The organism is Kitasatospora sp. NPDC056184 (genome assembly GCF_042268405.1).
Classification (GTDB): Bacteria; Actinomycetota; Actinomycetes; order Streptomycetales; family Streptomycetaceae; genus Kitasatospora.
On record NZ_JBHJUI010000021.1, the window covers coordinates 113,916 to 139,695 of the forward strand.

Consider the following 25,780-nt stretch of genomic DNA (forward strand, 5'->3'; position numbering starts at 1 on the left):
GGAGGCGGTCGGCGCAGGAGCGCCCGGACGGCGGCGGCGGGACGTGAAGCGCCGTCCCGGACGCGGTCCGGAGCTGAGCAGGGGGGAAGTGACGATGGGGCGGATCCGCGTCCTGGTGGTCGACGACCACCGGATCTTCGCCGAGGCACTGGCCGCGGCGCTCGCCGCCGAGCCCGACGTCGAGGTCGGCGCGGCGGGCAGCGCGGCCGCCGCGGACCGCGCGCTGGAGCGCGCCGCCACCGAGGGACGGGCGTTCGACGTCGTCCTGGTGGACGCCGATCTCGGAGTGGCCGAGGGCGGGTCCGCGGCCGCGCGCAAGCCCCGCCAGCCGGGCGCCGAGCCGCCGGACGCGCAGCGCCGCCGCCCGGCGCCGAGCGTGCCGTCGCCCCGCCGTCCGCCGGCGGTCCCGTCCGCCGGTCCGTCCGCGATCCCCGGCGGGGCGGCCCGCTACCCGGCCGCGCGCCAGTCCGGCCCGTACCCGGCGGAGCCGTACCCGGCGACGGCGACCCCGTCCGCCGCCCAGGCGCCCCCGGCGGCCGCGCCGTCCACCGCCCCGGTTCCCGACGGCATCACCCTGCTGGCCCGGATCCGCCGCCACCACCCCGGCCTGCGGGCGATCGTCCTGGCCACCGCCGACGACCCGCAGCGGGCCGCCCGCGCCCTGCACGCCGGCGCCACCGGCTGGGTGGCCAAGGAGAGTTCGCTGGCCCGCCTGCTGGCGGTGATCCGGGGCGTGCTGCGGGACGAGACCCATCTGCCGCCCGCCCTGCTCACCGGCGTGATCCGCGAGCTCACCACGGCCCGCCGGGACCGCACCGAGAGCGAGCGCCTGGTCGACACGCTCACCCCGCGGGAGAAGCAGATCCTGCGCTGCATGGTCGCGGGCCTCGGCCGGCAGGCCGTCGCCGAGCGGCTCTACCTCTCCCCGCACACCGTCCGTACGCACATGCAGAACGTCCTCGGCAAGCTCGGGGTGCACTCCACCCTGGCCGCCGTCGCGGTGGCCCGCCGGGCCGGCGTCAGCCCGTCCGAACTCGCGGCTCCCGCCGCCCCGCCGTCCGTCGCCACGTCCACCTCTCCCGGCGCCGGCTGATCCGCCCGTCCGTCACACCCAGGTACCGGCCCGGGGCCGTCCCCGGTCGGCTCAGGTCCGTCAGGTCAGGGAACTCCGGAGGACAGATGTCGCCGCACAGCACTTCCGCACGCCCGCACCCGGCCCCGCAGGGCGCGAAGGAGGGCGCGAACGAGGCCGCGAGCGCCCCGGGCCCGCGGCCGGACGCACCGTCCGGCCCGTCCGATCCGGCCTCCGGCAGCCCCGCCGCGCCGCCGACGGGCCTGCGCACCCTGGTGGTCGGCGCCGGGGCGGCCGGCACCGCGCTGGTGCGCGACCTCGGCCGGGCCCCGGAGTTCGGCCTCGCCCCGATCGGCCTGCTCGACGACGACCCGGCCAAGGCCGGCCAGGCGGTGGACGCCGTCCCGGTGCTCGGCACGCTGGCCGAGCTGACCGCGCTGGCGGTCGAGCACCGCGCCCAGGTCGTCGCGCTGGCCATCCCCGGGCTCGCCCCGCAGCGGGTCCGCGCGCTGGCCACCGCCGCCGCCGCGGCCGGCGCCGCCGTCCGCTACCTGCCGTCCTTCCTCGCCGCGCTGCGCCGCGAGGTGGTCGGCTCCGACATGCGCAGCCTGGACGTCAACCGGCTGATCGGCCGGCACGAGGTGCACGTCGTCTCCGCCGACGTCCGGGACGTGATCGAGGGCCGGCGGGTGCTGGTGACCGGCGCCGGCGGCTCGATCGGCAGCGAACTCTGCCGCCAGGTCCACGCGTTCAACCCCAGCGCGCTCTACATGCTCGACCACGACGAGTCCAATCTGCACCGGCTGCAGCTGGAGATCTGGGGCGAGGCGCTGCTCACCGACGAGTCGCTGGTGATCGCCGACATCCGGGACCGGCCGCGGATCCAGCAGATCTTCCGCGACCTCAAGCCCGAGGTGGTCTTCCACGCCGCCGCCCACAAGCACCTGCCGCTGCTGGAGCGCCACCCCAGCGAGGCGGTGAAGTCCAATGTGCTGGGCACCGACCACCTGGTGGAGGCGGCGCTGGCCACCGGCGTCGAGCGGTTCGTGCTGATCTCCACCGACAAGGCGGCCGACCCGACCTCGGTGCTCGGCGCCAGCAAGCGGCTGGCCGAGCTGATCGTCCAGGCGAACGCCCGGGACGCCCGCAACCTGGGCACCGGGGTGTTCTCGGCGGTGCGGTTCGGCAATGTCCTGGGCTCGCGCGGCTCGCTGCTCTCGGTGCTGGCCGAGCAGCTGCGCAGCGGCGGCCCGGTGACGGTCACCCACCCCGACGTCACCCGGTTCTTCATGACCATCGAGGAGGCCGTCGGCCTGGTGCTGGAGTCCGGCCGGATGGCGCACGGCGGCGAGGTGTTCGTGCTGGACATGGGGGAGCCGGTGCGGATCGTCGACCTGGTGCACAACTTCGCCGAGCAGGTGCAGCTGGCCAGGGACGAGGTGGAGATCCGCTACACCGGGCTGCGGGCCGGGGAGAAGCTCAACGAGGCGCTGTTCTCGGAGGGCGAGGAGCGGCTGCCGACCGAGCACGCGCGGATCTACGCCACCCTCGCGGACGCCGCGGCCGGGCCGGAGGACCTGGCGGGCGGGCTGACCGGACTGTACGGGGCGGCGGCGGTGAACAGCGACGACGAGGTGCGCCGCCGGCTGGCCGAACTGCTGCCGGGCTACCGGACGCCGGAGCCCCTGCCCGCCCCGGTGCCGGCGCTGAGCACGCCGTACCCGGACGGGTTCTGAGGGCGGGTCCCGTGCCGCGGCGCGGCTACGGGATGTTGTCGAAGGGAGCGACCAGCTGCCGCAGCAGGCCGGCGAGCTCGCCCTGCTGGGCGGAGGTCAGCTGGGCGAGCAGCTCGCGCTCGTGCGCGAGCAGCCCGGCGAGCGCCTGGTCGGCGCGGTCGCGCCCGTCGTCGGTGAGCCGGACGAGGACGCCGCGCCGGTCGTCCGGGTCGGGAAGCCGCTTGACCAGGCCCTTGCCGGTGAGCCGGTCGATCCGGTTGGTCATGGTGCCGGAGGTGACCAGGGTCTGGGTGAGCAGCTGGCCGGGGGAGAGCTGGTACGGCGAGCCGGCCCGCCGCAGCGCGGTCAGCACGTCGAACTCCCAGGGCTCCAGCCCGTGCTCGGCGAAGGCGGTCCGGCGGGCGCGGTCGAGGTGGCGGGCGAGCCGGCTGACCCGGCTGAGCACTTCGAGCGGCTCCACGTCGAGGTCGGGGCGCTCTCTGCGCCATGCTGCGACCAGCCGATCGACCTCGTCCTCCATGGCGATCAGTGTATCGGGGGTTCTGTCGATGTGAAGTCTCTTGACATCGAGAAATCCAGTCCCGAAGCTGGCATGGATATCTTGATGTCGAGATACTTGCGAGGCCGATCATGACCGCCCCCGTCTGGGACCCCGCGCAGTACCTGCGCTTCGCCGACGAACGGACCCGTCCGCTGCGCGACCTGCTCGCCCGGGTCCCCGCCCTCCCGCACGAACCGGCCCCGACCGTTCTCGACATCGGCTGCGGACCCGGCAACTCCACCGCCGTCCTGCGCGAACGCTGGCCCGCCGGCCGGATCACCGGGATCGACAACTCCGCCGAGATGCTCGCCGCCGCCCGCGCCGAGGGCGAGCCCACCGCCGACTACCTGCTCGCCGACGCCGCCGACCACGACCCGGCCGGGGCGGCGCCGGACGCGATCGTCTCCAACGCGACGCTCCAGTGGCTGCCCGGGCACCTCGCGCTCCTGCCGCGCTGGGCGGCGGCGCTCCGGCCCGGCGGGGTGATCGCCTTCCAGGTGCCCGGCAACTTCGGCTCGCCCAGCCACACCGCGCTCGCCGAGCTGCGCGGCAGCCGCCGCTGGCGGGCCGTCCTCGGCGAGGACGCCGCCCGGTCCGGCGTCCACGAGCCCGGCGCGTACCTGGACGCGCTGGCCGGCGCGGGCTGCGCCGTCGACGTCTGGGAGACCACCTACAGCACCCTGCTCGGCGGGCCGGACCCGGTGCTGGAGTGGGTCAAGGGCACCGCCCTGCGGCCCGTCCTCACCCGGCTCGGCCACGGCGCCGAGCGGGCCGCCTTCCTCGCCGAGTACGGGGCGCTGCTGCGCGAGGCCTACCCGGCCGGGCCGCACGGCACCGTCTTCCCGTTCCGCCGGATCTTCGCCGTCGGCGTGAAGCAGGCGTGAGGCCGGTGCGAGGCCGGCGTGAGGCCGGTGCGAGGCCGGCGTGAGGCCGGTGCGAGGCCGACGTGAAGCGGCCCCGGGGCGGTGGCGCCCCAGAGCCGTCAGGCCTTGCGCTCGCCGACCAGCTTGGGGTGCCGCTCCATGCCCTCCAGGCCGTGCCAGGCCAGGTTCACCAGGTGGGCGGCCACCTCGGCCTTCTCCGGCTTGCGCACCTCCAGCCACCACTGGCCGGTCAGCGCGACCATCCCCACCAGCATCTGCGAGTACATCGGGGCGAGCCGCGCGTCGAAGCCGCGCGCCTTGAACTCCAGGCCCAGGATGTCCTCCACCTGGGTCGCGATGTCGCTGATCAGCGAGGCGAAGGTGCCGGTGGACTGGGCCACCGGGGAGTCCCGGACCAGGATCCGGAAGCCGTCCGTCGAGGTGTCGATGTAGTCCATCAGCGCGAACGCCGCCTGCTCCAGCAGCTCGCGCGAGTGCCCCCCGGTCAGCGCCCCCGTGACCATGTCGAGCAGCAGCTGCATCTCGCGGTCGACGACCACCGCGTACAGCCCCTCCTTGCCGCCGAAGTGCTCGTACACCACCGGCTTGGACACCCCGGCCCGCTCGGCGATCTCCTCCACCGAGGTGCCGTCGTAGCCGCGCTCGGCGAACACCGTGCGGCCGATCTCCAGCAGCTGCTCCCGGCGCTGCTTGCCGGTCATCCGCACCCGGCCACCCCGCCGGCGCGGCGCCGGCGCAGCGCCGTCCGGCCCGGCGGCGGCACGCGGACGGGCCTGCGCCGGACCGGGCGCCGCGTCCGTCCGCGTGCTCTGGTGGCCGCCTGTGCTGTCTGCGCTGCTCCCGTTCACCCCTACATCATGCTGCAGGTGCGCCCTCATGCGGCGCGGCGGGCGGCGATCCGCTGCGCGTCCGGCCAGCGGACGTCCCGGACCCAGCCCGCCAGCTCGAACCAGCGGATCAGCCGGGCCGAGGAGTCGATCTGGCCGGGCAGGACGCCGTGCCGGGCCGAGGTGGGGTCGGCGTGGTGCAGGTTGTGCCAGGACTCGCCGCAGGAGAGCACGGCCAGCCACCAGACGTTGCCCGAGCGGTCCCGGGAGCGGAACGGCCGGCGGCCGACCGCGTGGCAGATCGAGTTGATCGACCAGGTGACGTGGTGCAGCAGCGCCACCCGGACCAGCGAGCCCCAGAAGAAGGCGGACAGCGCGCCCTGCCAGGAGAGCGTGACCAGCCCGCCGACCAGCGGCGGCAGCAGCATCGACAGGGCGGTCCAGAGCCAGAACAGCCGGGAGATCCGCCGCATGGCCGGGTCGCGGACGAGGTCCGGCGCGTACTTGAGCTGCGGGGTCTGCTCCTCGTCGAAGAGCCAGCCCATGTGGGCCCACCACAGGCCCTTGAGGAGGGCGGGGACGGTCTCGCCGTAGCGCCAGGGCGAGTGCGGGTCGCCGTCCTTGTCGCTGAACCGGTGGTGCTTGCGGTGGTCGGCGACCCAGCGCACCAGCGGGCCCTCGATCGCCAGCGAGCCGGCCACCGCGAGGGCGAGCCGCAGCGGGCGGTTGGCCTTGAAGGCGCCGTGGGTGAAGTAGCGGTGGTAGCCGACGGTGATGCCGTGGCAGGTGAGGAAGTACATGGCGGTGGCGATCGCGAGGTCGGTCCAGCCGAGCCCCCACCCCCAGGCCACCGGGACGGCGGCGAGCAGGGCGGCGAAGGGCACGGCGATGAACAGCGCGAGCGCGATCCGCTCGGCGGGGCCCTGCCGCTCGCCGCCGCGGGTGGCGGAGAACAGCTTCGGCTCGTCCCCGGCGTCCGGGGCGACGCCGGTGGCGGCGTCGACGGCGGGGGCGGCAGTGGCGTCGGTGGCGGCGGGGGCGGTCGGGTCGGGGGTGTCGGATCCGGGGGCGGAGGAGTCGAGGGGGCGCGCGGAATCGGCGTGCGCCTCGCCGGCCTGGATGGTCATGGGCGTCCCTTGAGGGGAGAGGACGGAGGCTACGTTCGCGTAACCTACGGAATCGTAGGTTGCGGTTCGGCGCCGAGGGAATACGCGACCGGGCGGCGCTTGAGTGAATTCACCCGACTGGATGGATGACGCCGGGATCCCGGTCGGGGCCCCGGTGGGCAGGGGCGAGGAGGTAGATGTGACGGCCCATACCCCGTAGTCTTGGCGGAGCGCGTCCCCGGGAACGGGAGCCAATGCGCCGGTCCCGGATCGTCTAAGGGCAGGACAGCTGGTTTTGGTCCAGCTTATGGGGGTTCGAATCCTCCTCCGGGAGCCATCTTCGGGCCGGTCGGCCCGGGCCGGTTCGCGAGGTCTGCGCGACGGCTCCCGGGGCCGGAGGAGCGGAATTGCTCCGCGCACTATCCTCGAAGCGGCCAGGGCGCTGACGTGCGGGTCCCGCCACTGGCCGCTCTGCCCTCCCCGTGTAACCGAATGAGGAGCCTCCCCCCGTGAGTGCCAATTCGCCTGCCGCCGTTGTCGTGCTCGCCGCCGGTGGCGGGACCAGGATGAAGTCGAACAGCCTCCCCAAGGTGCTGCACGAGGTGTGCGGGCGGTCGCTGGTCGGCCACGCGGTGGCGGCGGCGGAGGAGTTGACGCCGGACCAGCTGGTCGTGGTGATCGGGCACCTGCGGGAGAAGGTGGCCGAGCACCTGGCGGCGCATCACCCGGGCGCCCGTGCCGTGGTCCAGGAGGAGCAGAACGGCACCGGGCACGCCGTGCGCACCGCGCTGGAGGCGCTGGCGGCCGACGGGATCGAGCTGGACGGCACCGTGATCGTCACCACCGGCGACGCGCCGCTGCTGACCGGCGGGACGCTGAGCGCGCTGGCCGGGGCGCACGCCGAGCAGGGCAACGGCGTGACCGTGCTGACCGCGGTGGTGCCGGACCCGTTCGGCTACGGGCGGATCCTGCGCGACGAGGCGGACGGCGCGGTCGCGGCGATCGTCGAGGAGAAGGACGCCTCGGACGCCCAGCGGGCGATCGGCGAGATCAACTCCGGCGTGTTCGCCTTCGACGCCAAGCTGCTGGTGGGCGCGCTCGCCGAGGTCACCACGGACAACGCGCAGGGCGAGGAGTACCTGACCGACACCCTGGAGATCCTGCGCCGGGCCGGGCACCGGGTGGGCGCCGTGGTCGCGGCCGACTACCGGGACATCCTCGGCATCAACGACCGGGTGCAGCTCGCGACCGCCCGCCGGCTGCTGAACGACCGGCTGCTGGAGCGGGCGATGCGGGCCGGCGTGACCGTGGTGGACCCGGCGACCACCTGGTTCGACGTCCAGGTCTCCTACGAGCCGGACGCGGTGGTGCTGCCGAACACCCAGCTGCAGGGCGCCACCCACCTCGGCGAGGGCTGCGAGGTCGGCCCGAACTCGACGATCAAGGACACCCGGATCGGCGCCGGGGCTTGTGTGACCAACACCACGGCGGACCGCGCCGAGGTCGGCGAGCTCGCCACCGCCGGCCCGTACGCGTACCTGCGGCCGGGCGCCAGGCTGGCCCGCAAGGCCAAGGTCGGCACCTACGTCGAGGTGAAGAACTCGGAGCTGGGCGAGGGCGCCAAGGTGCCGCACCTCTCCTACATCGGCGACGCCACGATCGGCGAGGGCACCAACGTCGGAGCCGCCTCGGTGACCGTGAACTACGACGGGGTCGACAAGCACCGCACGGTGATCGGTGCGCACTGCCGTACCGGATCCGACAACATGTTCATCGCGCCGGTCACGGTGGGCGACGGCGCCTACACCGCGGCCGGCTCGGTGATCACCAACGACGTTCCGGCCGGCGCCCTCGGGGTCGGCCGGGCCCAGCAGCGGAACATCGCCGGCTGGGTCGAGCGCAAGCGCCCGGGGACCGCGTCCGCGCAGGCCGCGGAGGCCGCGACGGAGCGTGCCGGAGAGTCCCCGGCGGAGGCCTGAGCGGACGGGCGGAGGCCCGGTGGACGGTCCCGGGGCGGACGGTTCGGGCGCGGGCGCGTAACCTTGGGGTCATACGTGCGCCATTGGGCCTACCGCCCGTGTCCAGGCGTATCGACAATTCCCCCGACCCCTCTCGCCGACAGGCCTCCGCCTGCCCGCGGTGCGGACGGGATCAGCGTCAGCAACGCGAGGAGACGGTGGCAGTGAGCGGGATCACGACGTCGGGCGAGAAGAAGCTGAAGCTCTTCTCCGGCCGTGCCCACCCGGAGCTGGCGAGGGAGGTGGCCGAGTCGCTGGGGACCGAGCTGGTTCCGACGAAGGCCCTGGACTTCGCCAACGGTGAGATCTACGTCCGTTTCCTGGAGTCGGCCCGCGGTGCCGACTGCTTCGTGATGCAGAGCCACACGGCTCCCATCAACCAGTGGATCATGGAGCAGCTGATCATGATCGATGCTCTGAAGCGGGCCTCCGCCCGGAGCATCACCGCGATCCTGCCGTTCTACGGGTACGCCCGCCAGGACAAGAAGCACCTGGGCCGCGAGCCCATCTCGGCCCGGCTGGTCGCCGACCTGCTGCGCCAGGCCGGCGCCGACCGGCTGATGGCCGTGGACCTGCACACCGCGCAGATCCAGGGCTTCTTCGACGGCCCGGTGGACCACCTGTTCGCGCTGCCGCTGCTGGCCGACTACGTGGGCGAGCGGGTCGACCGCGACAAGCTCACCGTCGTCTCCCCGGACGCCGGCCGCGTCAAGGTCGCCGACCAGTGGTGCGACCGGCTGGACGCCCCGCTGGCGATCATCCACAAGCGCCGCGACATCACCCAGGCCAACACCATCCTGTCGGCCGACGTCGTCGGTGACGTCAAGGACCGGGTCTGCGTCCTGGTCGACGACATGATCGACACCGCCGGCACCATCTGCGCCGCCGCCGACGCGCTGTTCGACAACGGCGCCGCGGACGTCCTGGTGGCCGCCACCCACGGCGTGCTCTCGGGCCCGGCCGCGGACCGCCTGAAGAACTCCCGGGTCAGCGAGTTCGTGTTCACCAACACCCTGCCGACCCCGGCCTCGCTGCAGCTGGACAAGATCACCACGCTGTCGATCGCCCCGTCCATCGCCGCCGCGATCCGCGAGGTGTTCGAAGAGGGCTCGGTGACCAGCCTCTTCGAGGGCGTGCACTGACCAAGCCCCGTGCGTGCGGCCCCGGTTCCCACGGACCGGGGCCGCCGCCGATTTCGCGAGAGGCCACCACTCCGGTTAGACTCGTGAAACTGCTCGGCGAGGGATGCCGTGCGCCCGCTCCGCGGGTGCCCGCTCCGTGATCGACGCGCTGCCGGCTCCGGGATCCCCGGCTCCCGGCAGAGGTCGTTGCGCCGCCGAGTGACCCCCGAAGTTATGAGGGTGTGGTCCCGGCGGTTTTTCGCGTTGCCTGCACCCCCGCGCCAGCTTTTACGAGGAGTGCAGTCGTGTCCGAGATCCGCCTTGCCGCCGAGACCCGTACCGAGTTCGGCAAGGGTGCCGCCCGTCGCGCCCGCCGCGCCGGCTTCGTCCCCGGTGTCGTCTACGGCCACGGCCACGCGCCGGTTCACCTGAACCTGCCCGGCCACGACCTGATGATGGCCCTGAAGACCCCGAACGCCCTGCTGGTCGTGCCGATCGAGGGCAAGGACGAGTACGTGCTGCCGAAGGCCGTCCAGCGCGAGGCCATCAAGCGCACCATCGAGCACGTCGACCTGCTGCTGGTCAAGCGCGGCGAGAAGGTCACCGTCGAGATCCCGGTCCACACCGAGGGCGAGCTGGCCCCGGGCGGCAACCTGGTGGAGCACGTCCTGCAGGCCCTGCCGATCGAGGCCGAGGCCACCCACCTGCCCGAGGCCGTCACCGTCTCGGTCGAGGGCCTGGAGGCCGGCGCCTCGATCCACGCCAAGGACATCGCCCTGCCGAACGGCGTCGCGCTGGCCGTCGAGGCCGACACCGTCGTGCTGCAGGTCATCGCCGCCCAGGCCGCCCCCGCCGAGGAGGAGGCCGAGGAGGCCGAGGCCGGCGCCGAGGCCTGAGCCTCGCTCGCACGCTGAGACCGCTGCCCCGGTCGCTCCCGCTGGAGCGGCCGGGGCAGCGGCGTGTCCGGGATGATGGCGGTGAACATGACCACGAGGAGCGGTGGGATGAACGACGAATCGTACGAAGGCCCCTGGCTGGTGGTGGGGCTGGGCAACCCCGGGGAGCAGTACGCCCGGAACCGGCACAACATCGGGTTCATGGTGGTGGACCTGCTGGCCCAGCGGATGGGCGCGAAGTTCAAGGCCCACAAGAGCCGGGCCCAGGTCGCCGAGGGGCGGCTGGCGGGACGGCGCGTGGTGCTGGCCAAGCCGCAGTCGTTCATGAACCTCTCCGGCGGGCCGGTCACCGCGCTGCGCGACTTCTACAAGGCGCCGGTCTCCGCCCTGGTGGCCGTCCACGACGAGCTGGACATCGACTACGCGGCCCTGCGGCTGAAGCTGGGCGGCGGCGACAACGGGCACAACGGGCTGAAGTCCATCACCAAGTCGCTCGGCCCGGACTACCACCGGGTGCGGTGCGGGATCGGCCGTCCGCCCGGCCGGATGGAGGTCGCGGACTTCGTGCTGAAGGACTTCTCCGCCACCGAGCGCAAGGACCTGGAGTGGTTCGTGGACCGCTCGGCGGACGCGGTGGAGGCGCTGCTCTCCGAGGGCCTGGAGCGGGCCCAGTCGACGTACAACTCCTGATCCGGGGCCAGGACTTCACCTCCGGGGGAAGGGCGGTGGTCCGGCCGCGCAACGGTCGTGCAACTCTTGGGTGGCCAAACCTGAATACCTGTGAGAAATCTGTGCGGATCGGATAGCGTCGGGGCAGTACGCGAACGAGTTGGGGAGTTCTCGATGCGGAGTCTGCGGCCGGTCCGGCGCCTTCGGCGGATCCGGGTGGTGCGGCTGAGGAAGCTCGGACGACGGGTGGGCACGGCGGGTGTGCTGGGGACCGCGGGCGCGCTCGGTGCGGCCGGGGTGCTGCTGGGCGCGGCCGGTGCGGCGCACGCGGACTCGGTCGCGGAGCCCGATCCGGGTGTGGTGTCCCCGGAGCCCGTCTCGGCGCAGCTCGGCCCGGTGCTCGGCAGCTCGGTCGGCGGCGACGCCGGCCTGCTGGCCGTCGGCGGCGGGCTGGTCGTGGCGGCCGGCGGCGCGGCCCTGTGGGTCAAGCGCCACCGCTCGGGCGACGCGGCGGAGTGACGCCGGAGGTGTGGCGGAGGGGCCGGGGACCGAGCTGATCGGTCCCCGGCCCCTCCGGTTTTTCCCGCCGGGCGTGTCACCCGTTTCCGTCCTCCGGTGCGTCTGGTGGGCATGAAGCGCGAATCGATGCGGTCGGGGGGCCCCGCCGGGGGCACCCGGCAGGACGACCCGTTCGACGAGTTCGTCTCGGCGCGGTACCAGGCCCTGCTCCGCGGCGCCTTCCTGATCACGGGGGACGTCCACGACGCCCGGGACCTGCTGCACGACGCCCTGTCCCGGGTGTACGTGCGGCGCGGGGCGATCCGTGAACCGGGCGCGGCCGAGGCGTACGTCCGCCGGGCCATGGTGCGCACCCACGTGTCGCGGTGGCGGCGGACCCGCCGTGAGGTGCTGACGCCGCTGCTGCCGGACTTCCCGGCGGCCGCGGCGGCCACCCGGGACGAGGAACTGGAGAGGGTGCTGCGGGCACTGCCGCCCCGTCAGCGGACGGCGGTGGTGCTCCGGTACTACGCGGACCTGTCGGTGGCCCAGGTGGCCGAGGAACTCGGCTGCTCCACGGCGACGGCCAAGACCCACCTGGCCCGTGCGATGAGGACGCTTCGGCAGGAGCTGGCACCCGTGAAGGAGATGGTGGGTCATGACGGCTGAGGAGAGAGGCGCAGGGCCGGGGGGAGACGGCGCGGACGCGTTCGAGCGGGAGCTGGTGGTCCGGCTCGGCGCACGGGCGGAGGCGGTCGGCGGCAGCCCGCCGCTGGCCCTGCTGCGGGAGGCCGGCCGGCGCCGGACCCGGCAGCGGTTCGCGGCGCAGTCGGCCGCGGGGGTCGCCGTGCTGGCGCTGGGCCTCGGGGTGGTGACGCAGCTCGGCGGGGGCGGTGGGGCCGGGGCGGCGGGCCCGGCGGGCCCGGCGGGGCTGAGCCCGACCCGGGTGCGTTCGTCGGACCTGGGCGGCGTGCCGGTGCCGTCGGCGGGCGCCGGGCGGCTGTCCTCCGGGCTGCCGACGGCCTCGCCCTCGTCCTCGGGGCCCGACCTCCTGGGGCCGCTGTCGGGCTGTCCGGAGGGGCCGGCCTCGCTGCGGCTGCTGCGCTGGGCGGAGATGAACAGTCCGACGCCGTCGGACTGGACGCCGCCACCGCCGCGCTCGCCGATCACGTCGCCGGAGCCCTCGTCGAGCACCAGCGGCGGGCAGGTGAACCGCCATGTGGGCGAGGTGCAGTTCGACGTCAGGCAGCTCGTCGCGACGGAGTACCCGGACCAGTACTTCGGGACCTGCGTCGACCTGCTGACCGCCGAGCTGTGGGTGCTGCGGGTGCCGGGGGGCGACCTCGACCGGAAGGTGCTGGACACCGTCCCGCACTTCGGGGTGACGATCCGCTTCACGGACGTGCCGTCCCCGCGCAGGCACTTCGTGGAGTTGGCGGCCCGGATCAAGGAGACCGACCGCGACTACTGGGCGGCCCGGGGGGTGACCGTCCAGGATGTCCGGATCTCCGAGGACGGGACCGGGGTGTCGGTGTCCACCGGCCAGGCGGACGCCGCCCGGGCCGACGTCCTGGCCCGCTACGGCGCGGAGGTCATCGAAGTGCGGCCGGTCCGCTGACCGGTACGGGGGAGGGCCCCGCGGCGTGCTCGCACGCCGCGGGGCCCTGTGGTGTCCCGGTCAGCGCCGGTCAGCCGGTGTTGCGCAGGCCGGCGGCGATGCCGTTGACGGTCAGCAGCAGCGCCCGGGCCCGCAGCGGGTCCTCGGGGCGGCCGGTGGCGACCTCCTCGCGCTGCCGGCGCAGCAGCGCGACCTGCAGGTAGGAGATCGGGTCGAGGTAGGCGTCGCGGACCGCGAAGGTCTGCTTGAGCACCGGGTTGTGCTCCAGCAGCTCGTTCTCCCCGGTGAGGCGGAGCACCTCGCGCAGGGTGAGGTCGTGCTCGGCCTGGATCTGCTCGAAGACGTGGTGCAGTTCCGCGGGCACCAGCTGCTCGACGTAGTGGCGGGCGATCCGCAGGTCGGTCTTGGCCAGCGTCATGGCGACGTTGGACAGGAAGTTGCGGAAGAAGTGCCACTGGCCGTACATCTCGTCCAGCACGTCGCCCAGGCCCGCCTCGCGGGCGGCGGCCAGGCCGGCGCCGACGCCGTACCAGCCGGGGACGATCTGGCGGGACTGGGTCCAGCCGAACACCCACGGGATGGCCCGCAGGCCGTCCAGGCCGGCGCCGGAGTCGGGGCGGCGGGACGGGCGGGAGCCCAGGTGCAGCGAGGCGAGCTGGTCGACCGGGGTGGCGGCGAAGAAGTACTTCGGCAGGTCGTCCTGCTCGACCAGGGCCCGGTAGGAGGTGTGCGCGGCCTCGGAGACCCGGTCCATGGCGGCGTCCCAGCGGGCCAGCTCCTCGGGGGCCTGGCGCGGGGCGGTGTGCAGCGCGGAGGCGGCCAGCGTGGCGGAGAGGGTCAGTTCGAGGTTCTCCCGGGCCAGCGAGGGCAGCAGGTACTTGTCGGAGATGACCTCGCCCTGCTCGGTGACCTTGATCTCGCCCTCCAGGGTGCCCCACGGCTGGGCCAGGATGGCCTCGTGCGAGGGGCCGCCGCCGCGGCCGACGGTGCCGCCGCGGCCGTGGAAGAGCCGCAGCCGGATGCCGTAGCGGTGGGCGACGTCGCGCAGCCGGCGCTGGGCGCGGTGGATCTCCCACTGGGAGGTGGTGATGCCGCCGAACTTCGAGGAGTCGGAGTAGCCGAGCATGACCTCCTGGACGTCGCCGCGCAGCGAGACGAGCAGCCGGTAGGAGGGGTCGGAGAGCATCTCGTCGAGGATCCGGTCGGCCTGCTGAAGCTCGTCGGTGGTCTCCAGCAGCGGCACGATGCCGATCTTGGCGATCCCGGCGTGCAGGTCGATCAGGCCGGCCTCGCGGGCCAGCACGGTGGCGGCGAAGACGTCGTCGGCGCCCTGGCACATCGAGATGATGTACGACTCGACGATCTCGTCGCCGAACCGCTCGAAGCCCTCGCGGATGGTGGTGAAGACGCCGAGGGTCTTGGCGCCGGCGGCGTCCAGCGGGGCCGGGGTGGGGGCGAGCGGGCGGCGCGAGCGCAGCTCCTTGGCGAGCAGCCGCTGGCGGTACTCGCGGGGCATGTCGGCGTAGCGCCAGGCCTCCTCGCCGAGCCGGTCGAAGAGCTGGCCGAGCGCGTGGTGGTGGGCCTCGGCGTGCTCGCGCACGTCCATGGTGGCGAGCTGCAGGCCGAAGGCCTCGATGGTGCGGATGGCGCGGGCGAGCCGGCCGTCGGCGATCAGCTCGCCGCGGTGGGAGCGCAGCGAGTCCTGGATCAGCCGCAGGTCGGCGACCAGCTCGCGGGTGCCGAGGTAGTCGCGGCCCTCGACGTGCGGGGTGCCGCCGGCCAGGCGCTCGCGGGTGTTCTCCAGCTTGAGCCGGATGCAGGTGGCCTTGAGGCGGTACGGCTCCTCGGCGTTCATCCGCTTGTAGCGCGGGCTCAGCTCGGGGAGCAGGTGGAGGTCGGTGTTGAGCGAGGCGAGCAGTTCGACGGAGGCGCCGGCCAGCCGCTCCGAGGTGGAGAGGGTGCTGCGCAGGTCGTCGATGGCGGCGAGGGCGTCCTTGATGCCGTACTCGTGCTGGAGGTTGAGGACGTCCCAGGTGACCTGCGGGGTGACGTTGGGGTTGCCGTCGCGGTCGCCGCCGATCCAGGTGCCGAAGGTGAGCGGGCGCACGCCGTCGGGCAGCTCCAGGCCGACCCGGGCGAGCTCCTCGTGCAGCTCCTCCAGGACCTGCGGGACGGCGTCGCGGTAGAGCTCGTCGAGGTAGTAGACGGCGTTGCGGGCCTCGTCGGTGGGCTCCGGGCGGGCGATGCGCAGCTCGTCGGTCTGCCAGAGCAGGTCGATGACCTCGGCGAGGCGGCGGTCGGCCTGGCGGCGGGCGGAGGTGCGCCGCTCCGCGGCCCGGTCGGCGGTGCCGGCCGGGTGGCGGTCGGGCGTGCGCGCGGGGTCGGCCTGGGAGAGGCCGGCGGCGATCTCCTCGCGGTGGACGCGGTCCAGCAGCTCGCCGATCCGGCGCAGCTTGTTGAGGACGCTGCGGCGGGCGGCCTCGGTCGGGTGCGCGGTGAAGACCGGGCGGACGGCCAGGTGGGCCAGGGTGTCCCCGAGGTGCTTGGGGTCGGCGTCGGCCAGCTGGTCGGCGGTCTGCGCGAGCAGTGAGCCCTCGCGGGTGCGGCGGGTGGCGAACTCGCGGCCGCGGTGCACCTGCTCGGTGACGTTGGCGAGGTGGAAGTAGGTGGAGAAGGCGCGCACCAGCTTGGCGGCGGTCTCCAGGTCGATGTCGGAGAGCAGTTCGGCGGTGGCCTCGCCGTCGGTGCGGCTGAGCAGCCGGACCTGTTCGACCAGGCCGAGCAGCTGGGGACCCTCCTGGCGGACCAGGGTCTCGCCGAGCAGGTCGCCGAGGCGACGGATGTCCGCGCGCAATGCGGCGTTGTCGGCGACCACGGGGGTCGGGTTGTCCGCCTGGCTGGGGACCGGAGCGGTCACGGCTGGCTCCCTCGGGGTGGTGGGGTGTTCGGCAACGGCTCATCGTCACAGGGCCGCCCCGCGTGTGGCGGGTGTGACGCGTGCGGACCGCGCTGTCCGACGCGACCAGCATAGGTGTCGGTCGGGGCGCTGTCCGCGAAGTGGCCGGATGGCGGACAGGCATGCCCCGGGACCGTATGTGGTCTGGACCACTTGGGGTGGTGTGCGGGTTTCCGGCACGACCCGGTGGGTACGGGCCGGGGGCGCGCCGTAGTCTGTGGGGCATGAGCAAGTCGCCTGGGGAGCGCGCGCGGGACCGGTCGTCGTTCTTGTGGTGGCCGCGGCGGCGCAGCGCCCTCCTGGACGCCGGGCTCGCCGCCCTGGCCGCGCTGGAGTGCGCCGGCAGTTCGATCTCGTCCATCGGGGGCCGGGTCCACCTCAGCGCGGCGGCCGAGATCGGGATCGGGGCGTTCGCCGCGATGGCCGGTGCCACCCTGGTGGTGCGGCGGCGCTGGCCGGCGGTCCCGGTGGTGGTGGCCCTGCTCGTCATGCCCGCGGTCCCCGGCATGGTGCTGCTGCTGGTCGCGCTGTACACGCTGGCCGAGACCTGGGAGTGGCCCTCGCGACGCCGGCGGGTGGTGGCGCTCTCCGCGCTCGCCTACGCCGAGACGGCGGGGGTGATCCTGATGTCGATGTCCAACCCCGGCGAGCCGGTGGTCGAGCAGCCGCCGTTCTGGGGCCAGCTGGTGCTGTCGCTGCTGGTGGCGGCCGGCGCGACCGCGGCGCCGGTGGTGACCGGCCTGTACGTCGGTGCCCGGCGGCGGCTGATCGAGTCGCTCAAGGACCGCGCGCACGGCCTGGAGACGGAACTGGACCTGCTGGCCGAGCAGGCCCGGGAGCGGGCCCGCCGGGCCCGGCTGGAGGAGCGCACCCGGATCGCCCGGGAGATGCACGACGTGGTGGCGCACCGGGTCTCGCTGATGGTGGTGCACGCCGGGGCGCTGGAGCGGATCGTCGCCAAGGACCCGGAGAAGGCGGCGCAGAGCGCCAAGCTGATGGGCGAGGTCGGCCGGCAGGCGCTCAACGAGCTGCGGGAGATCCTCGGCGTGCTGCGGATGTCCGAGGAGAACACGTCGGAGCCGGACTCGCTGACCGGGCTGCCGCGGCTGGTCGACCAGTCCCGGGCGGCCGGGATGGCCGTCACCCTGACCGTCAGCGGCAGCCGGCAGGAGTTCACCGGGGAGGCGGAGCAGACCGCCTACCGGGTGGTGCAGGAGGGGCTGACCAACGCGCACAAGCACGCCGGCGGCGCCCAGGTGTCGGTGCTGCTCGCCTACGCGCCGAACGGCGTGCGGGTGAGCGTGGTGAACGCCTGCCCCGACGGCGATCGGGCCGCCGCCGCGCTGCCCAGCGGCGGCAACGGGCTGGTCGGGATGCGCGAGCGGGTGGTCGCGCTCGGCGGCACCTTCTCGGCGGGGCCGGAGCGCGACGGCGGCTTCCGGGTCGAGGCGGTGCTGCCCTCCCGGCTGGCGGTCCGCCAGGACCGGCTCGTCTGAGGACCTCCCGGGCGCGCCGGTCAGACCTCGTCCGCGGTGCGCAGCCTCTCCGGGGCGGTGCCCAGGACCAGCGCGCTGATCGCCTGGTCGACGCCGTGGCCGAGGAACCACTCGCCGGTGTGGTCCAGGCTGTAGACCCGGCCCTCCTCGTCGATCGCCAGCAGCGCCTGCCCGTACGCCTCCTCGCCCAGCGGGGCGATCCGGACGTCCAGGGCGCGGCCCAGGTCGGCCAGGGTGCGCGGCTGGTGCAGGCCGCACAGCGGGTCGATCAGGAACGGCGTGCGGGCCAGCTGCCGGCCGGGCCCGGCCAGGTCGAAGGCGAGGCCGCCGAACTCGGCCCAGGCCTCCACCGCCGCCGGGAACACCGCGTGCTGCACGCCGGCCGGGCTGCCGTACCCGACGAGGGCGTCGGCCCACTCCTCGGCCTGCCGGATCTGCCAGCGCCCGGGATGCCAGCCGGCCGCCTTGAGTTCGGCGGCGACGTCGGCCGGAAAGCGCGGGCGGGTCCGCAGCGCGGGACCGCCGGGCGGGGCCGGGGAGGAGGGGGCGGGCGGATTCAGGACGGGCTCCGGAGGTTCGGGGACGGGGGACGGGCGGTGCGCGGCGCGGCCGGCGCGGGAGCGGCCGCCCGGCGGACCGGTCAGCCGGCGGCGGCCGGGCCGACCACGACGCTCTGGACGGTGAAGTGCTCCAGCAGCGGCGCGCAGGAGCGGCACGGCGGCGCGTGGGTGCCGTGGGCGGGATCGTGCTCCTCGCGGATCCGCACGGTGGTCAGCCGGGCGCCCTTGAGCGCCTTGCGCGCCTCGTGCAGGCTCATCGGCTTGCGGGCGGCGCGCTTGGAGCGGCGGCCGTCGACCGTGGTCAGGTACCGGGAGAGCAGGACCGCCTCCGGGCAGCGGCCGGTGAAGCGCTCGCGGTGCTCCGGCGGCAGCGCGTCGAGGAAGCCGCCGACCAGCGGGTGCAGGACGGGGCGGCGGTCCGCCTTGTCGCCGGCCAGGGTGTGCACCTCGCCGCCCTTCAGCGAGAGCGCGGCGGCGACGGCGGGCAGCAGGCTGTCGCGGAGGTGGCGCAGCACCGGCGGTCCGGCCGGTTCCCCGGTGGTCATGGCGCCGCCCTCCTCGTCGTCCCGCTGGTCGTCCGTCCGTCCGCCTCCCGCCCGGCCCTTCCGCCCGGCCCGGTGTGGCACGGCTGTCAGGGGCCAGCCTGTCAAACGACACTGACAACCGCACATCCGGGGTGCGGCGCGCGGAACCGGCCGGCGGACCAGCACGCAACGTTGGCCGGATCCGCACGGCATCATCACGAATCGTCCGCCGGTTTCCCGAATCCGACCCCGGGTGGCCGCGGTGGCCGGTAGCGTTCCAGCAGCGAGCCGAGGGGTCGACCGGTCCGGTGGGGGTCTCCGGGGGAAACGGCAACGCCGCTGCTCGCCATGGCCGTTGGGGCCGCCGGGGCCGGGGGGCCCTGACGCCTAGCAAGGGGGGTCTTGCGATGACGGAGACGGAAACCGCCAACGAGGCGCCGGGTGAGCACGTGCCCACACCGGGCACGCCGCCGCAGCCCGCGCCGGCGCACCGGATCGGGATCGCGGTGGTCGGCGCCGGCTACTGGGGGCCGAACCTGGTCCGCAACGCGCAGCAGACGCCGGCGCTGCGCCTGCACTGGCTCTGCGACCTGGACGAGGCGAGGTCCCGCCGGGTGCTCGGCGAGTACAGCACCGTCCGCGCCACCACCTCGTTCGAGGAGGTGCTGGCCGACGAACGGGTCGCCGCGGTCGCGGTGGCCACCCCGGCCGCCGCGCACTACCGGCTGGTCCGGGCCGCGCTGGAGGCCGGCAAGCACGTCCTGGTGGAGAAGCCGATCACCACCTCCGCCGCGGAGGCCGCCGAGCTGGTGGCGCTCGCCGAGGAGCGCGGGCTGGTGCTGATGTGCGACCACACCTTCTGCTACACCCCGGTGGTGCGCCGGATCCGCGAACTCGTGCACGGCGGGGAGATCGGCGACGTCCAGTTCTTCGATTCGGTGCGGATCAACCTCGGGCTGGTCCAGCCGGACGTCGACGTGCTCTGGGACCTCGCCCCGCACGACCTGTCCATCCTGGACTTCGTCCTGCCACCGGGCGTCGAGCCCGTCGGCGTCTCCGCCCAGGGCGCCGACCCGATCGGCGCCGGCCGGGCCTGCGTCGCGTACCTGACCGTCCGGCTGAGCAACGGCGCGCTGGCGCACTGCCACGTCAACTGGCTCTCGCCGACCAAGGTCCGCACCACGCTGATCGGCGGCTCGCGGCGCACCCTGGTCTGGGACGACCTCAACCCGCAGGCCCGGCTCGCGGTCCACGACCGCGGCGTGGACCTCACCCCGCCCGACGAGCTGACCGACGCGATCCGCCACCGGGCGCTCATCTCGTACCGGGTCGGCTCGATGGTCGCCCCCGCCCTGGTCGAGCAGGAGGCGCTGCGCAACGTGATGGCCGAGTTCGCGGCCGCCATCACCGAGGGCCGCGCCCCGCTCACCGACGGCCGGGCCGGCCTGCGGGTGCTCCAGCTGCTGGAGGCCGCCTCGCTCAGCCTCGAACTCGGCGGTGCCACCGTCCCGGTGGGCATCGGCCTCGACTCCGCACTGTCCGAAGCTCAGGAAAGGGCCGCCACGCGGTGAACGCTGTACAGATCGAGGGCTCCCGCTGCCTGGTCACCGGAGGCGCCGGTACCATCGGCTCCACCGTGGTCGACCAGCTGATCGAGGCCGGCGCCCGCGAGGTGGTCGTGCTCGACAACTTCGTCCGCGGCCGGGCGGCCAACCTCGGGTACGCCCAGGAGATCGCCGCCCCCGGACAGCTGCGGGTGGTGGAGGGCGACATCCGCGACCGCGCCCTGCTGCGCCGGCTGCTCGACCCGGGCACCGACCTGCTCTTCCACCTGGCCGCGATCCGCATCACCCAGTGCGCCAGCGAGCCCAGGCTGGCCCTGGAGGTCATGGTGGACGGCACCTTCGACGTGGTCGAGGCCGCCGCCGAGGTGGGCGTCGGCAAGGTGGTCGCCTCGTCCACCGCCTCCGTCTACGGCCTCGCCGAGGTCTTCCCGACCCCCGAGAACCACCACCCGTACAACAACGACACCCTGTACGGGGCGGCCAAGGTCTTCAACGAGGGCCTGCTGCGCTCCTTCCACGCCATGGCCGGCCTGGACTACGTCGCGCTGCGCTACTTCAACGTGTACGGGCCGCGGATGGACGTGCACGGCCGGTACACCGAGGTGTTCATCCGCTGGATGGAGCGGATAGCCGACGGCCGGCCGCCGCTGATCTTCGGCGACGGCGCCCAGACGATGGACTTCGTCTACACCGAGGACATCGCCCGGGCCAATCTGCTGGCCGCCGCCGCGCCCGTCACCGACCGGGTCTACAACATCGCCAGCGCGAGCGAGGTCTCGCTGCGCGGCCTGGCCGACGCGTTGCTCACCGCGATGGACCGCGGCGACCTGGGCGTCGAGCACGGGCCGGCCCGGGGCACCGCGGGCGGCGTGGTCCGGCGGCTCGCGGACATCGGCGCCGCCGAGCGCGACCTCGGCTGGAAGCCCGAGCTGGGCCTCGACGAGGGGCTGCGTCGGCTGGTCGCCTGGTGGCGCGAGCAGGACAGCCCCGCACCCGTCCCCGACCACGCCTGAGCCACCTCCGGAGCGCACCTGTGTCCAGCACGCCCGTCCTGCCCACCATCCCGGTCATGGTGCCCTGGCTCGGCGAGGAGGAGGCCGAGGCCGCCGCCGAGGCGGTCCGCTCGGGCTGGGTGGCCCAGGGCCCCCGGGTCGCCGCGTTCGAGCGGGCCTTCGCCGAGCACCTCGGCGTCGAGCACGCCGTCGCGGTCTCCTCCTGCACCACCGCGCTGCACCTCGCGCTGATCGGCGCGGGCGTCGGGCCGGGGGACGAGGTGGTCGTCCCCTCGCTGTCCTTCATCGCCACCGCCAACGCCGTCACCTACGTCGGCGCGGTGCCGGTCTTCGCCGACGTCGACCCGGCCACCGGCAACCTCACCGCCGCCACCGTCGAGCCGCTGCTCACCGGGCGGACCAGGGCGGTGATCGCGGTCGACCAGGGCGGGGTGCCGGTCGACCTGGACGGCATCCGGGCCGCCGTCGCACCGCGCGGCGTCACCGTCGTCGAGGACGCCGCCTGCGGGGCCGGCTCGGTGTACCGGGGCCGGCCGGCCGGCGCGGGCGCGGACCTCGCCGCGTACTCCTTCCACCCGCGCAAGCTGCTGACCACCGGCGAGGGCGGCATGGTCACCTGCCGGGACGGCGAACTCGCCGCCCGGCTGCGGCGGCTGCGCGAGCACGGGATGAGCGTCTCGGCGGCCGACCGGCACGCCTCGGCCGGTGGCGCGAACCTGCTGGAGACCTACGACGAGATCGGCTTCAACCACCGGATGACCGACATCCAGGCCGCCGTCGGCCTGGTGCAGCTGCGCAAGCTGCCCGCGATGGTCGCCCGGCGGCGCGAACTCGCCGCCCGCTACCGGGAGCTGCTGGCCGGCACCGGTCTGCGGATGGTCGACGACCCGGAGCACGGCACCACCAACTACCAGTCCTGCTGGGTGCTGCCGCCGGACGGTGCCCCGGACCGGGCCGAGCTGCTGGCCAGGCTCGCCGAGGCCGGGGTCGCGGCCCGTCGGGGCATCATGGCCGCCCATCTGGAGGCGCCGTACAAGGGGGCCGCCCGGGTGCCGCTGCCCGCCACCGAGCTGCTCACCCGGCGTTCGCTGATCCTGCCGCTGTTCCACGCGCTGACCGGGGAACAGCAGGACCGGGTGGCGGCCGCGCTGCGGGCGGCGCTCGGCTGACACCCGCCCGGCCCGTCCGTCCACCCGCCATGCCCATCGATCGGCCCAGGGGAGACCACAGGATGACCACCGACCAGCCCGTCCCGCTCGTCGACCTCGCGGCCGCGCACGCCGAGATCGAGGCGGAGGTCCGGGCCGGCTTCGACCGGGTGCTCGCGAGCGGCGGCTACGTCAAGGGGCCGGAGGTGGCCGGCTTCGAGGAGGAGTACGCGGCCTTCTCCGGCGCCCGGCACTGCGTCGGCGCCGCCAACGGCACCGACGCCCTCGAACTGGCCCTGCGCGCCCTCGACCTGCCGCCCGGCGGCGGCGTGGTGCTGCCCGCCAACACCTTCGTCGCCACCGCCGAGGCCGTCCAGCGGGCCGGTCTGCGCCCGGTCCTCGTCGACGCCGACCCCGAGCACCTGCTGATCGACCCGGCCCGGGTCGCCGAGGTGCTCGCGGACGCCGTCGCGCTGCTGCCCGTCCACCTGGGCGGCCAGCTCGCCCCGATGGCGGCGCTGCTCGACCTGGCCGGCGGTCGTCCGGTGGTGGAGGACGCCGCGCAGTCCCAGGGCGCCCGGCAGGACGGCCGGGCCCTGCACGGCCGGATCGCGGCCACCAGCTTCTACCCCGGCAAGAACCTCGGCGCCTACGGGGACGCGGGCGCCGTCGTCACCGACGACGACGGCCTGGCCGCCGCCGTGCGGCTGATCGGCGACCACGGCTCGGCGCGCAAGTACGCGCACGAGCGGTTCGGCTTCAACTCCCGGATGGACGCGCTGCAGGCCGTCGTGCTGCGGGCCAAGCTGCGCCGGCTGCCCGCCTGGAACGAGGCCCGGCGGGCCGCCGCCGCCCGCTACGACGGGCTGCTGGCCGGGCTGGACGGGGTGGCCGTGCCGCGCACCGCGCCCGGCAACGTGCACGTCCGGCACCTGTACGCCGTGCGGATCGGTGCGGGCCGCGAGCGGCGGGACGCCCTGCTGGCCGCGCTGAACGCGGCCGGGATCGGCGCGGGCGTGCACTACCCGGTGCCGGTCCACCTGCAGCCGGCGTTCCGCCACCTCGGCCACGGCGAGGGGGCGTTCCCGGTCGCCGAGCGGGCCGCCGGGGAGCTGCTGACGCTGCCGCTGTACCCGCAGATCACCGCCGCGCAGCAGGAGCGGGTGGTGGAGGTGCTGGCCAAGGCACTGGCGGCCTGAGCCGCGCGGCACGCGCCGGCCCGGCACCGGTCGCCCCGGGTCGCGCGCGGGCGTGCCGGGCGGGGGACCGGGTCGCGGGCGCACCCCCTACGCTGGTTGCCGACAAGCGCAACGGAGAACACGCAGCAGCCAGTGGGGGCTCCCAGATGACGACAGGTCGGCCCGGCGTCGCCGCCGCACCGAACGCGGCGTACGCAGGTCAGGTGGTGCAGTTCCCGGACCCGGTCCGCGCGGAGCGGCACCCCGCCGGGGTCCGGGTGGACGAGTACGGCTACCCGGACTTCGGCCCGTACGCCGCCGCGGCCGCCGAGGTCGCCGACCCGCCGTCCGGTTTCGGCGTCGACGAGCTGCGGCTGACCGACTACGTCTCGGCCAACGCCGCGCTGTTCACCCAGGGCCACCCGCTCTGGGCCGACCTGGAGACCGCCGTCGCCACCCCGCCGGGCTGGACCTGGCACCACGCGGTGGGCGGCGCCGCGCCCGGCTGGCGGCGGATGGAGCTGGTCCCGGTCGAGGTCAAGGCGCTGCTGCGGCACCACGGCGGCCTGGCCGTGTCCTCCGCCGACCACGCGCGCCGCGGCACCCGGCCGCTGCAGGAGCGCCGGCCGGTGCACTTCTCGCTCGCCAGGGACGGCGGCGACCCGCTCGCCGTCTCCGAGGACCTCGTGCAGCGGGCCGAGGAGCGGCTGGGCTACCGGCTGCCCGGCGCCTACCGCACCTTCCTCAAGCTCGGCGGGGGCCGCGCCCCGGTCGGGGTGGCCCTCGACCCGGAGCTCGGGCTGCTGCTCGACCAGCCGTTCCTGACGCTCACCGAGGAGTACGGCACCCAGGACGTCGTCTACGCCAACAAGTGCCTGCGCGACCACCTCACCAAGGACTACCTCGGCATCGCCTACGCCCAGGGCGGCATCGTGGCGCTGAAGGTGCGCGGCGAGCGGGCCGGGTCGGTCTGGTTCTGCCTCTACGACGACGCCCGCGACACCGGGGCGCCCGAGGCGGCCGAGGACCGGGTCGAACGGCTGCTGCTGCCCTGCGGGGAGGACTTCGACGCCTTCCTGCTGCGGCTGGCGGGGAGCCCGGCGGAGCTGGAGACGGTCGCCGGGCTGATGGTGGACGGCGACTTCGCGCGCGCCGTTCCGGTGGGCTGACGTGGCCCGCGCGGTGGTCCGGGCAGCGGCCCGGGCGGTCGGCCGGGGTGTGGAACGAGCGAGGACGACGGGAACAGGGGTGAACCGGGCGTGGTGACGTACGCGCAGGCGCATGAGCTCGCCGAGGAGTGGATCAACGGCGGGGTGCCGCAGGAGCGGCAGCGCGAGGTGCGGGTCCGGGAGTTCGACCTGGGCTTCGTCTGCTGGGCGGTGCAGCCCGGCGGCGGGACGGCCGCCGCCGAGGGGGAGGCCCGGCTGGTGATCGCCCGGGACTCCGGCGCGAGCACGCTCTGGCCCGCGCTGCCCGTCAACGAGGTGGTCCGGCAGTACGAGGAGGCCTACGGGCGGCCGGTCGCGGCCAACCCGGCCGGGGCGGCGCGGCCCGCGCCGGGGCCGGTCGAGGCGACGTCCTTCCTGCTGAGCCCGCCGCAGTGGCTGCAGGAGGCCGGTGACGCGGCGCTCGCCGCGGAGGCGGAGCGGCTGGGGACGGCGCCCGCCGCGGCGCCGCCGGTCGCGCCGGTCGCCGCGCCGGTCACTCCGGCCGCCCCGCCGGTCGCCGCGCCGCCGGTCGCGGCGGAGTACGGGGACACGCCCGCGCCCGCCGTCCTGACCACGCCGCCGGTCTCCGAGCGGCCCGCCGGGGACGCGCCGACCATGCTCGCCCCGCCGCCCGGCCGCGACGAGCCGGCCGGTCCGCCCGCGCCGCGCGCCGACGCCGAGGCGGCGACCGTGCTGATGCCGGAGGGGCTGCGCACCAACGGCGCCGGGCTGCCCGGCGAGCCGCGGGCCGGGTCCGAGGCTGCCACCGTCCTGCTGCCCGAGGGCCTGCCGCGGCCGACGGGTTCGCCCGCCGCGGCGGGCGTCCCGGGCACGCCCGCGCCGACGGTGCTCGCCCCGCCGGACGGCCTGCCGGGCGCGCCCGGCACGCCCGTGCTCCCGCCGCCGCCCGCGGCCGCGGAGCCCGCCCCGACGCTGCTGGCGCCGCCGGACGGCCCGCCCGGCCTGGCGGGCCTGCCCGGCGGCCCGGGTACGCCCGTGCCCGGGACGCCCGTCCCGCCGCCCGGCGGGTCCGTCGAGCACGCCCCGACCATGCTGGCCTCGCCGGACGGCCCGCCCGGCCTGGCGGGCCTGCCCGGCGCGCCCGCTGCCCCGGTGCCGCCGCCGGCCGGCCCGCCGCCCGCGGAC

22 protein-coding genes, 1 tRNA gene and 1 pseudogene are annotated in these 25,780 nt (G+C 75.0%); 18 read left to right on the plus strand and 6 right to left on the minus strand.

The genetic code is table 11. The features are described from left to right. The first annotated feature begins 94 nt into the window (after window positions 1-94). Together ACFC0B_RS31590 and ACFC0B_RS31595 are read left to right on the plus strand one after the other, a co-directional pair. On the plus strand, window positions 95-1,093 hold the full coding sequence (locus ACFC0B_RS31590; protein WP_376093556.1) for a LuxR C-terminal-related transcriptional regulator: 999 nt from the start codon (window positions 95-97) through the stop codon (window positions 1,091-1,093). Window positions 1,094-1,179: 86 nt separating this feature from the next. After that, window positions 1,180-2,808 (plus strand): polysaccharide biosynthesis protein, encoded by a 1,629-nt coding sequence (locus tag ACFC0B_RS31595; RefSeq protein ID WP_376093559.1) that lies wholly within the window; start codon window positions 1,180-1,182, stop codon window positions 2,806-2,808. 25 nt (window positions 2,809-2,833) lie between these two features. On the opposite strand, the gene ACFC0B_RS31600 is transcribed toward ACFC0B_RS31595, so the two are convergent. After that, complete coding sequence (locus ACFC0B_RS31600; RefSeq protein WP_320435994.1) at window positions 2,834-3,328, minus strand: MarR family transcriptional regulator; 495 nt, start codon at window positions 3,326-3,328, stop codon at window positions 2,834-2,836. A gap of 110 nt (window positions 3,329-3,438) precedes the next feature. Here ACFC0B_RS31600 and ACFC0B_RS31605 point away from each other — a divergent pair, with 110 nt between their 5' ends. Beyond that, complete coding sequence (locus ACFC0B_RS31605) at window positions 3,439-4,233, plus strand: methyltransferase domain-containing protein (RefSeq protein ID WP_376093563.1); 795 nt, start codon at window positions 3,439-3,441, stop codon at window positions 4,231-4,233. Window positions 4,234-4,331: 98 nt separating this feature from the next. Here ACFC0B_RS31605 and ACFC0B_RS31610 read toward each other — a convergent pair whose 3' ends face one another. Then, window positions 4,332-4,934, minus strand: coding sequence for a TetR/AcrR family transcriptional regulator (locus ACFC0B_RS31610; RefSeq protein ID WP_350551889.1), 603 nt, complete (start codon window positions 4,932-4,934; stop codon window positions 4,332-4,334). A gap of 173 nt (window positions 4,935-5,107) precedes the next feature. Further along, window positions 5,108-6,187, minus strand: a complete 1,080-nt coding sequence (locus ACFC0B_RS31615) for an acyl-CoA desaturase (RefSeq protein WP_376093566.1) — start codon at window positions 6,185-6,187, stop codon at window positions 5,108-5,110. Between the two features lie 242 nt (window positions 6,188-6,429). Here ACFC0B_RS31615 and ACFC0B_RS31620 point away from each other — a divergent pair. From ACFC0B_RS31620 to ACFC0B_RS31655, 8 genes are all read left to right on the plus strand, one after another. Then, window positions 6,430-6,503, plus strand: a tRNA-Gln gene (locus tag ACFC0B_RS31620). A 172-nt stretch (window positions 6,504-6,675) separates the two neighbouring features. Beyond that, on the plus strand, window positions 6,676-8,145 hold the full coding sequence (gene glmU / locus ACFC0B_RS31625; protein WP_376093569.1) for a bifunctional UDP-N-acetylglucosamine diphosphorylase/glucosamine-1-phosphate N-acetyltransferase GlmU: 1,470 nt from the start codon (window positions 6,676-6,678) through the stop codon (window positions 8,143-8,145). Between the two features lie 203 nt (window positions 8,146-8,348). After that, window positions 8,349-9,326 (plus strand): ribose-phosphate diphosphokinase, encoded by a 978-nt coding sequence (locus tag ACFC0B_RS31630; protein WP_376093572.1) that lies wholly within the window; start codon window positions 8,349-8,351, stop codon window positions 9,324-9,326. 284 nt (window positions 9,327-9,610) lie between these two features. Beyond that, complete coding sequence (locus ACFC0B_RS31635; protein WP_376093575.1) at window positions 9,611-10,201, plus strand: 50S ribosomal protein L25/general stress protein Ctc; 591 nt, start codon at window positions 9,611-9,613, stop codon at window positions 10,199-10,201. Window positions 10,202-10,309: 108 nt separating this feature from the next. Beyond that, the gene (gene pth, locus ACFC0B_RS31640; RefSeq protein WP_376093578.1) at window positions 10,310-10,891 is read left to right on the plus strand and encodes an aminoacyl-tRNA hydrolase; all 582 of its coding nucleotides are present in this window, start codon (window positions 10,310-10,312) and stop codon (window positions 10,889-10,891) included. Between the two features lie 153 nt (window positions 10,892-11,044). Beyond that, window positions 11,045-11,389, plus strand: coding sequence for a hypothetical protein (locus ACFC0B_RS31645; protein ID WP_376093581.1), 345 nt, complete (start codon window positions 11,045-11,047; stop codon window positions 11,387-11,389). A 111-nt stretch (window positions 11,390-11,500) separates the two neighbouring features. Beyond that, entirely contained in the window at window positions 11,501-12,037 is a 537-nt protein-coding gene (locus tag ACFC0B_RS31650; protein WP_376093584.1) for a SigE family RNA polymerase sigma factor, read from the plus strand. Further along, entirely contained in the window at window positions 12,027-12,986 is a 960-nt protein-coding gene (locus ACFC0B_RS31655) for a hypothetical protein (protein WP_376093587.1), read from the plus strand. The genes ACFC0B_RS31650 and ACFC0B_RS31655 overlap by 11 nt, the downstream gene beginning before the upstream one ends. A gap of 70 nt (window positions 12,987-13,056) precedes the next feature. Here the strand turns inward: ACFC0B_RS31655 and ppc are convergent, their stop codons facing one another. Further along, window positions 13,057-15,903, minus strand: a complete 2,847-nt coding sequence (gene ppc, locus ACFC0B_RS31660) for a phosphoenolpyruvate carboxylase (protein ID WP_376093589.1) — start codon at window positions 15,901-15,903, stop codon at window positions 13,057-13,059. A 263-nt stretch (window positions 15,904-16,166) separates the two neighbouring features. Between ppc and ACFC0B_RS31665 the strand changes: the two genes are divergently transcribed. Beyond that, window positions 16,167-17,438 (plus strand): sensor histidine kinase, encoded by a 1,272-nt coding sequence (locus tag ACFC0B_RS31665; protein WP_376093592.1) that lies wholly within the window; start codon window positions 16,167-16,169, stop codon window positions 17,436-17,438. Between the two features lie 20 nt (window positions 17,439-17,458). Here the strand turns inward: ACFC0B_RS31665 and ACFC0B_RS31670 are convergent, their stop codons facing one another. After that, on the minus strand, window positions 17,459-17,950 hold the full coding sequence (locus tag ACFC0B_RS31670; RefSeq protein WP_376093634.1) for an SUKH-3 domain-containing protein: 492 nt from the start codon (window positions 17,948-17,950) through the stop codon (window positions 17,459-17,461). 128 nt (window positions 17,951-18,078) lie between these two features. Further along, window positions 18,079-18,543 (minus strand): YwqJ-related putative deaminase, encoded by a 465-nt coding sequence (locus ACFC0B_RS31675; RefSeq protein ID WP_376093595.1) that lies wholly within the window; start codon window positions 18,541-18,543, stop codon window positions 18,079-18,081. Window positions 18,544-18,929: 386 nt separating this feature from the next. Between ACFC0B_RS31675 and ACFC0B_RS31680 the strand changes: the two genes are divergently transcribed. The 6 genes and pseudogenes from ACFC0B_RS31680 to ACFC0B_RS31705 form a co-directional block, all read left to right on the plus strand. Beyond that, the gene (locus ACFC0B_RS31680; RefSeq protein WP_376093598.1) at window positions 18,930-20,093 is read left to right on the plus strand and encodes a Gfo/Idh/MocA family protein; all 1,164 of its coding nucleotides are present in this window, start codon (window positions 18,930-18,932) and stop codon (window positions 20,091-20,093) included. Next, window positions 20,090-21,100 (plus strand): NAD-dependent epimerase/dehydratase family protein, encoded by a 1,011-nt coding sequence (locus tag ACFC0B_RS31685; RefSeq protein ID WP_376093601.1) that lies wholly within the window; start codon window positions 20,090-20,092, stop codon window positions 21,098-21,100. Before ACFC0B_RS31680 ends, ACFC0B_RS31685 begins: the two co-directional genes overlap by 4 nt. A gap of 20 nt (window positions 21,101-21,120) precedes the next feature. Then, window positions 21,121-22,269 carry a DegT/DnrJ/EryC1/StrS family aminotransferase gene (locus ACFC0B_RS31690; protein WP_376093604.1) on the plus strand — a complete coding sequence of 383 codons (1,149 nt, stop codon included), beginning with the start codon at window positions 21,121-21,123 and terminating at the stop codon, window positions 22,267-22,269. A 62-nt stretch (window positions 22,270-22,331) separates the two neighbouring features. After that, a complete protein-coding gene (locus tag ACFC0B_RS31695) occupies window positions 22,332-23,447 on the plus strand; it encodes a DegT/DnrJ/EryC1/StrS family aminotransferase (RefSeq protein WP_376093607.1) in 1,116 nt (371 codons plus the stop codon). A 146-nt stretch (window positions 23,448-23,593) separates the two neighbouring features. After that, window positions 23,594-24,595, plus strand: a complete 1,002-nt coding sequence (locus ACFC0B_RS31700; protein WP_376093610.1) for an SMI1/KNR4 family protein — start codon at window positions 23,594-23,596, stop codon at window positions 24,593-24,595. 90 nt (window positions 24,596-24,685) lie between these two features. Continuing rightward, window positions 24,686-25,780 (plus strand): annotated as a pseudogene (locus tag ACFC0B_RS31705) (hypothetical protein); the annotation flags it as partial.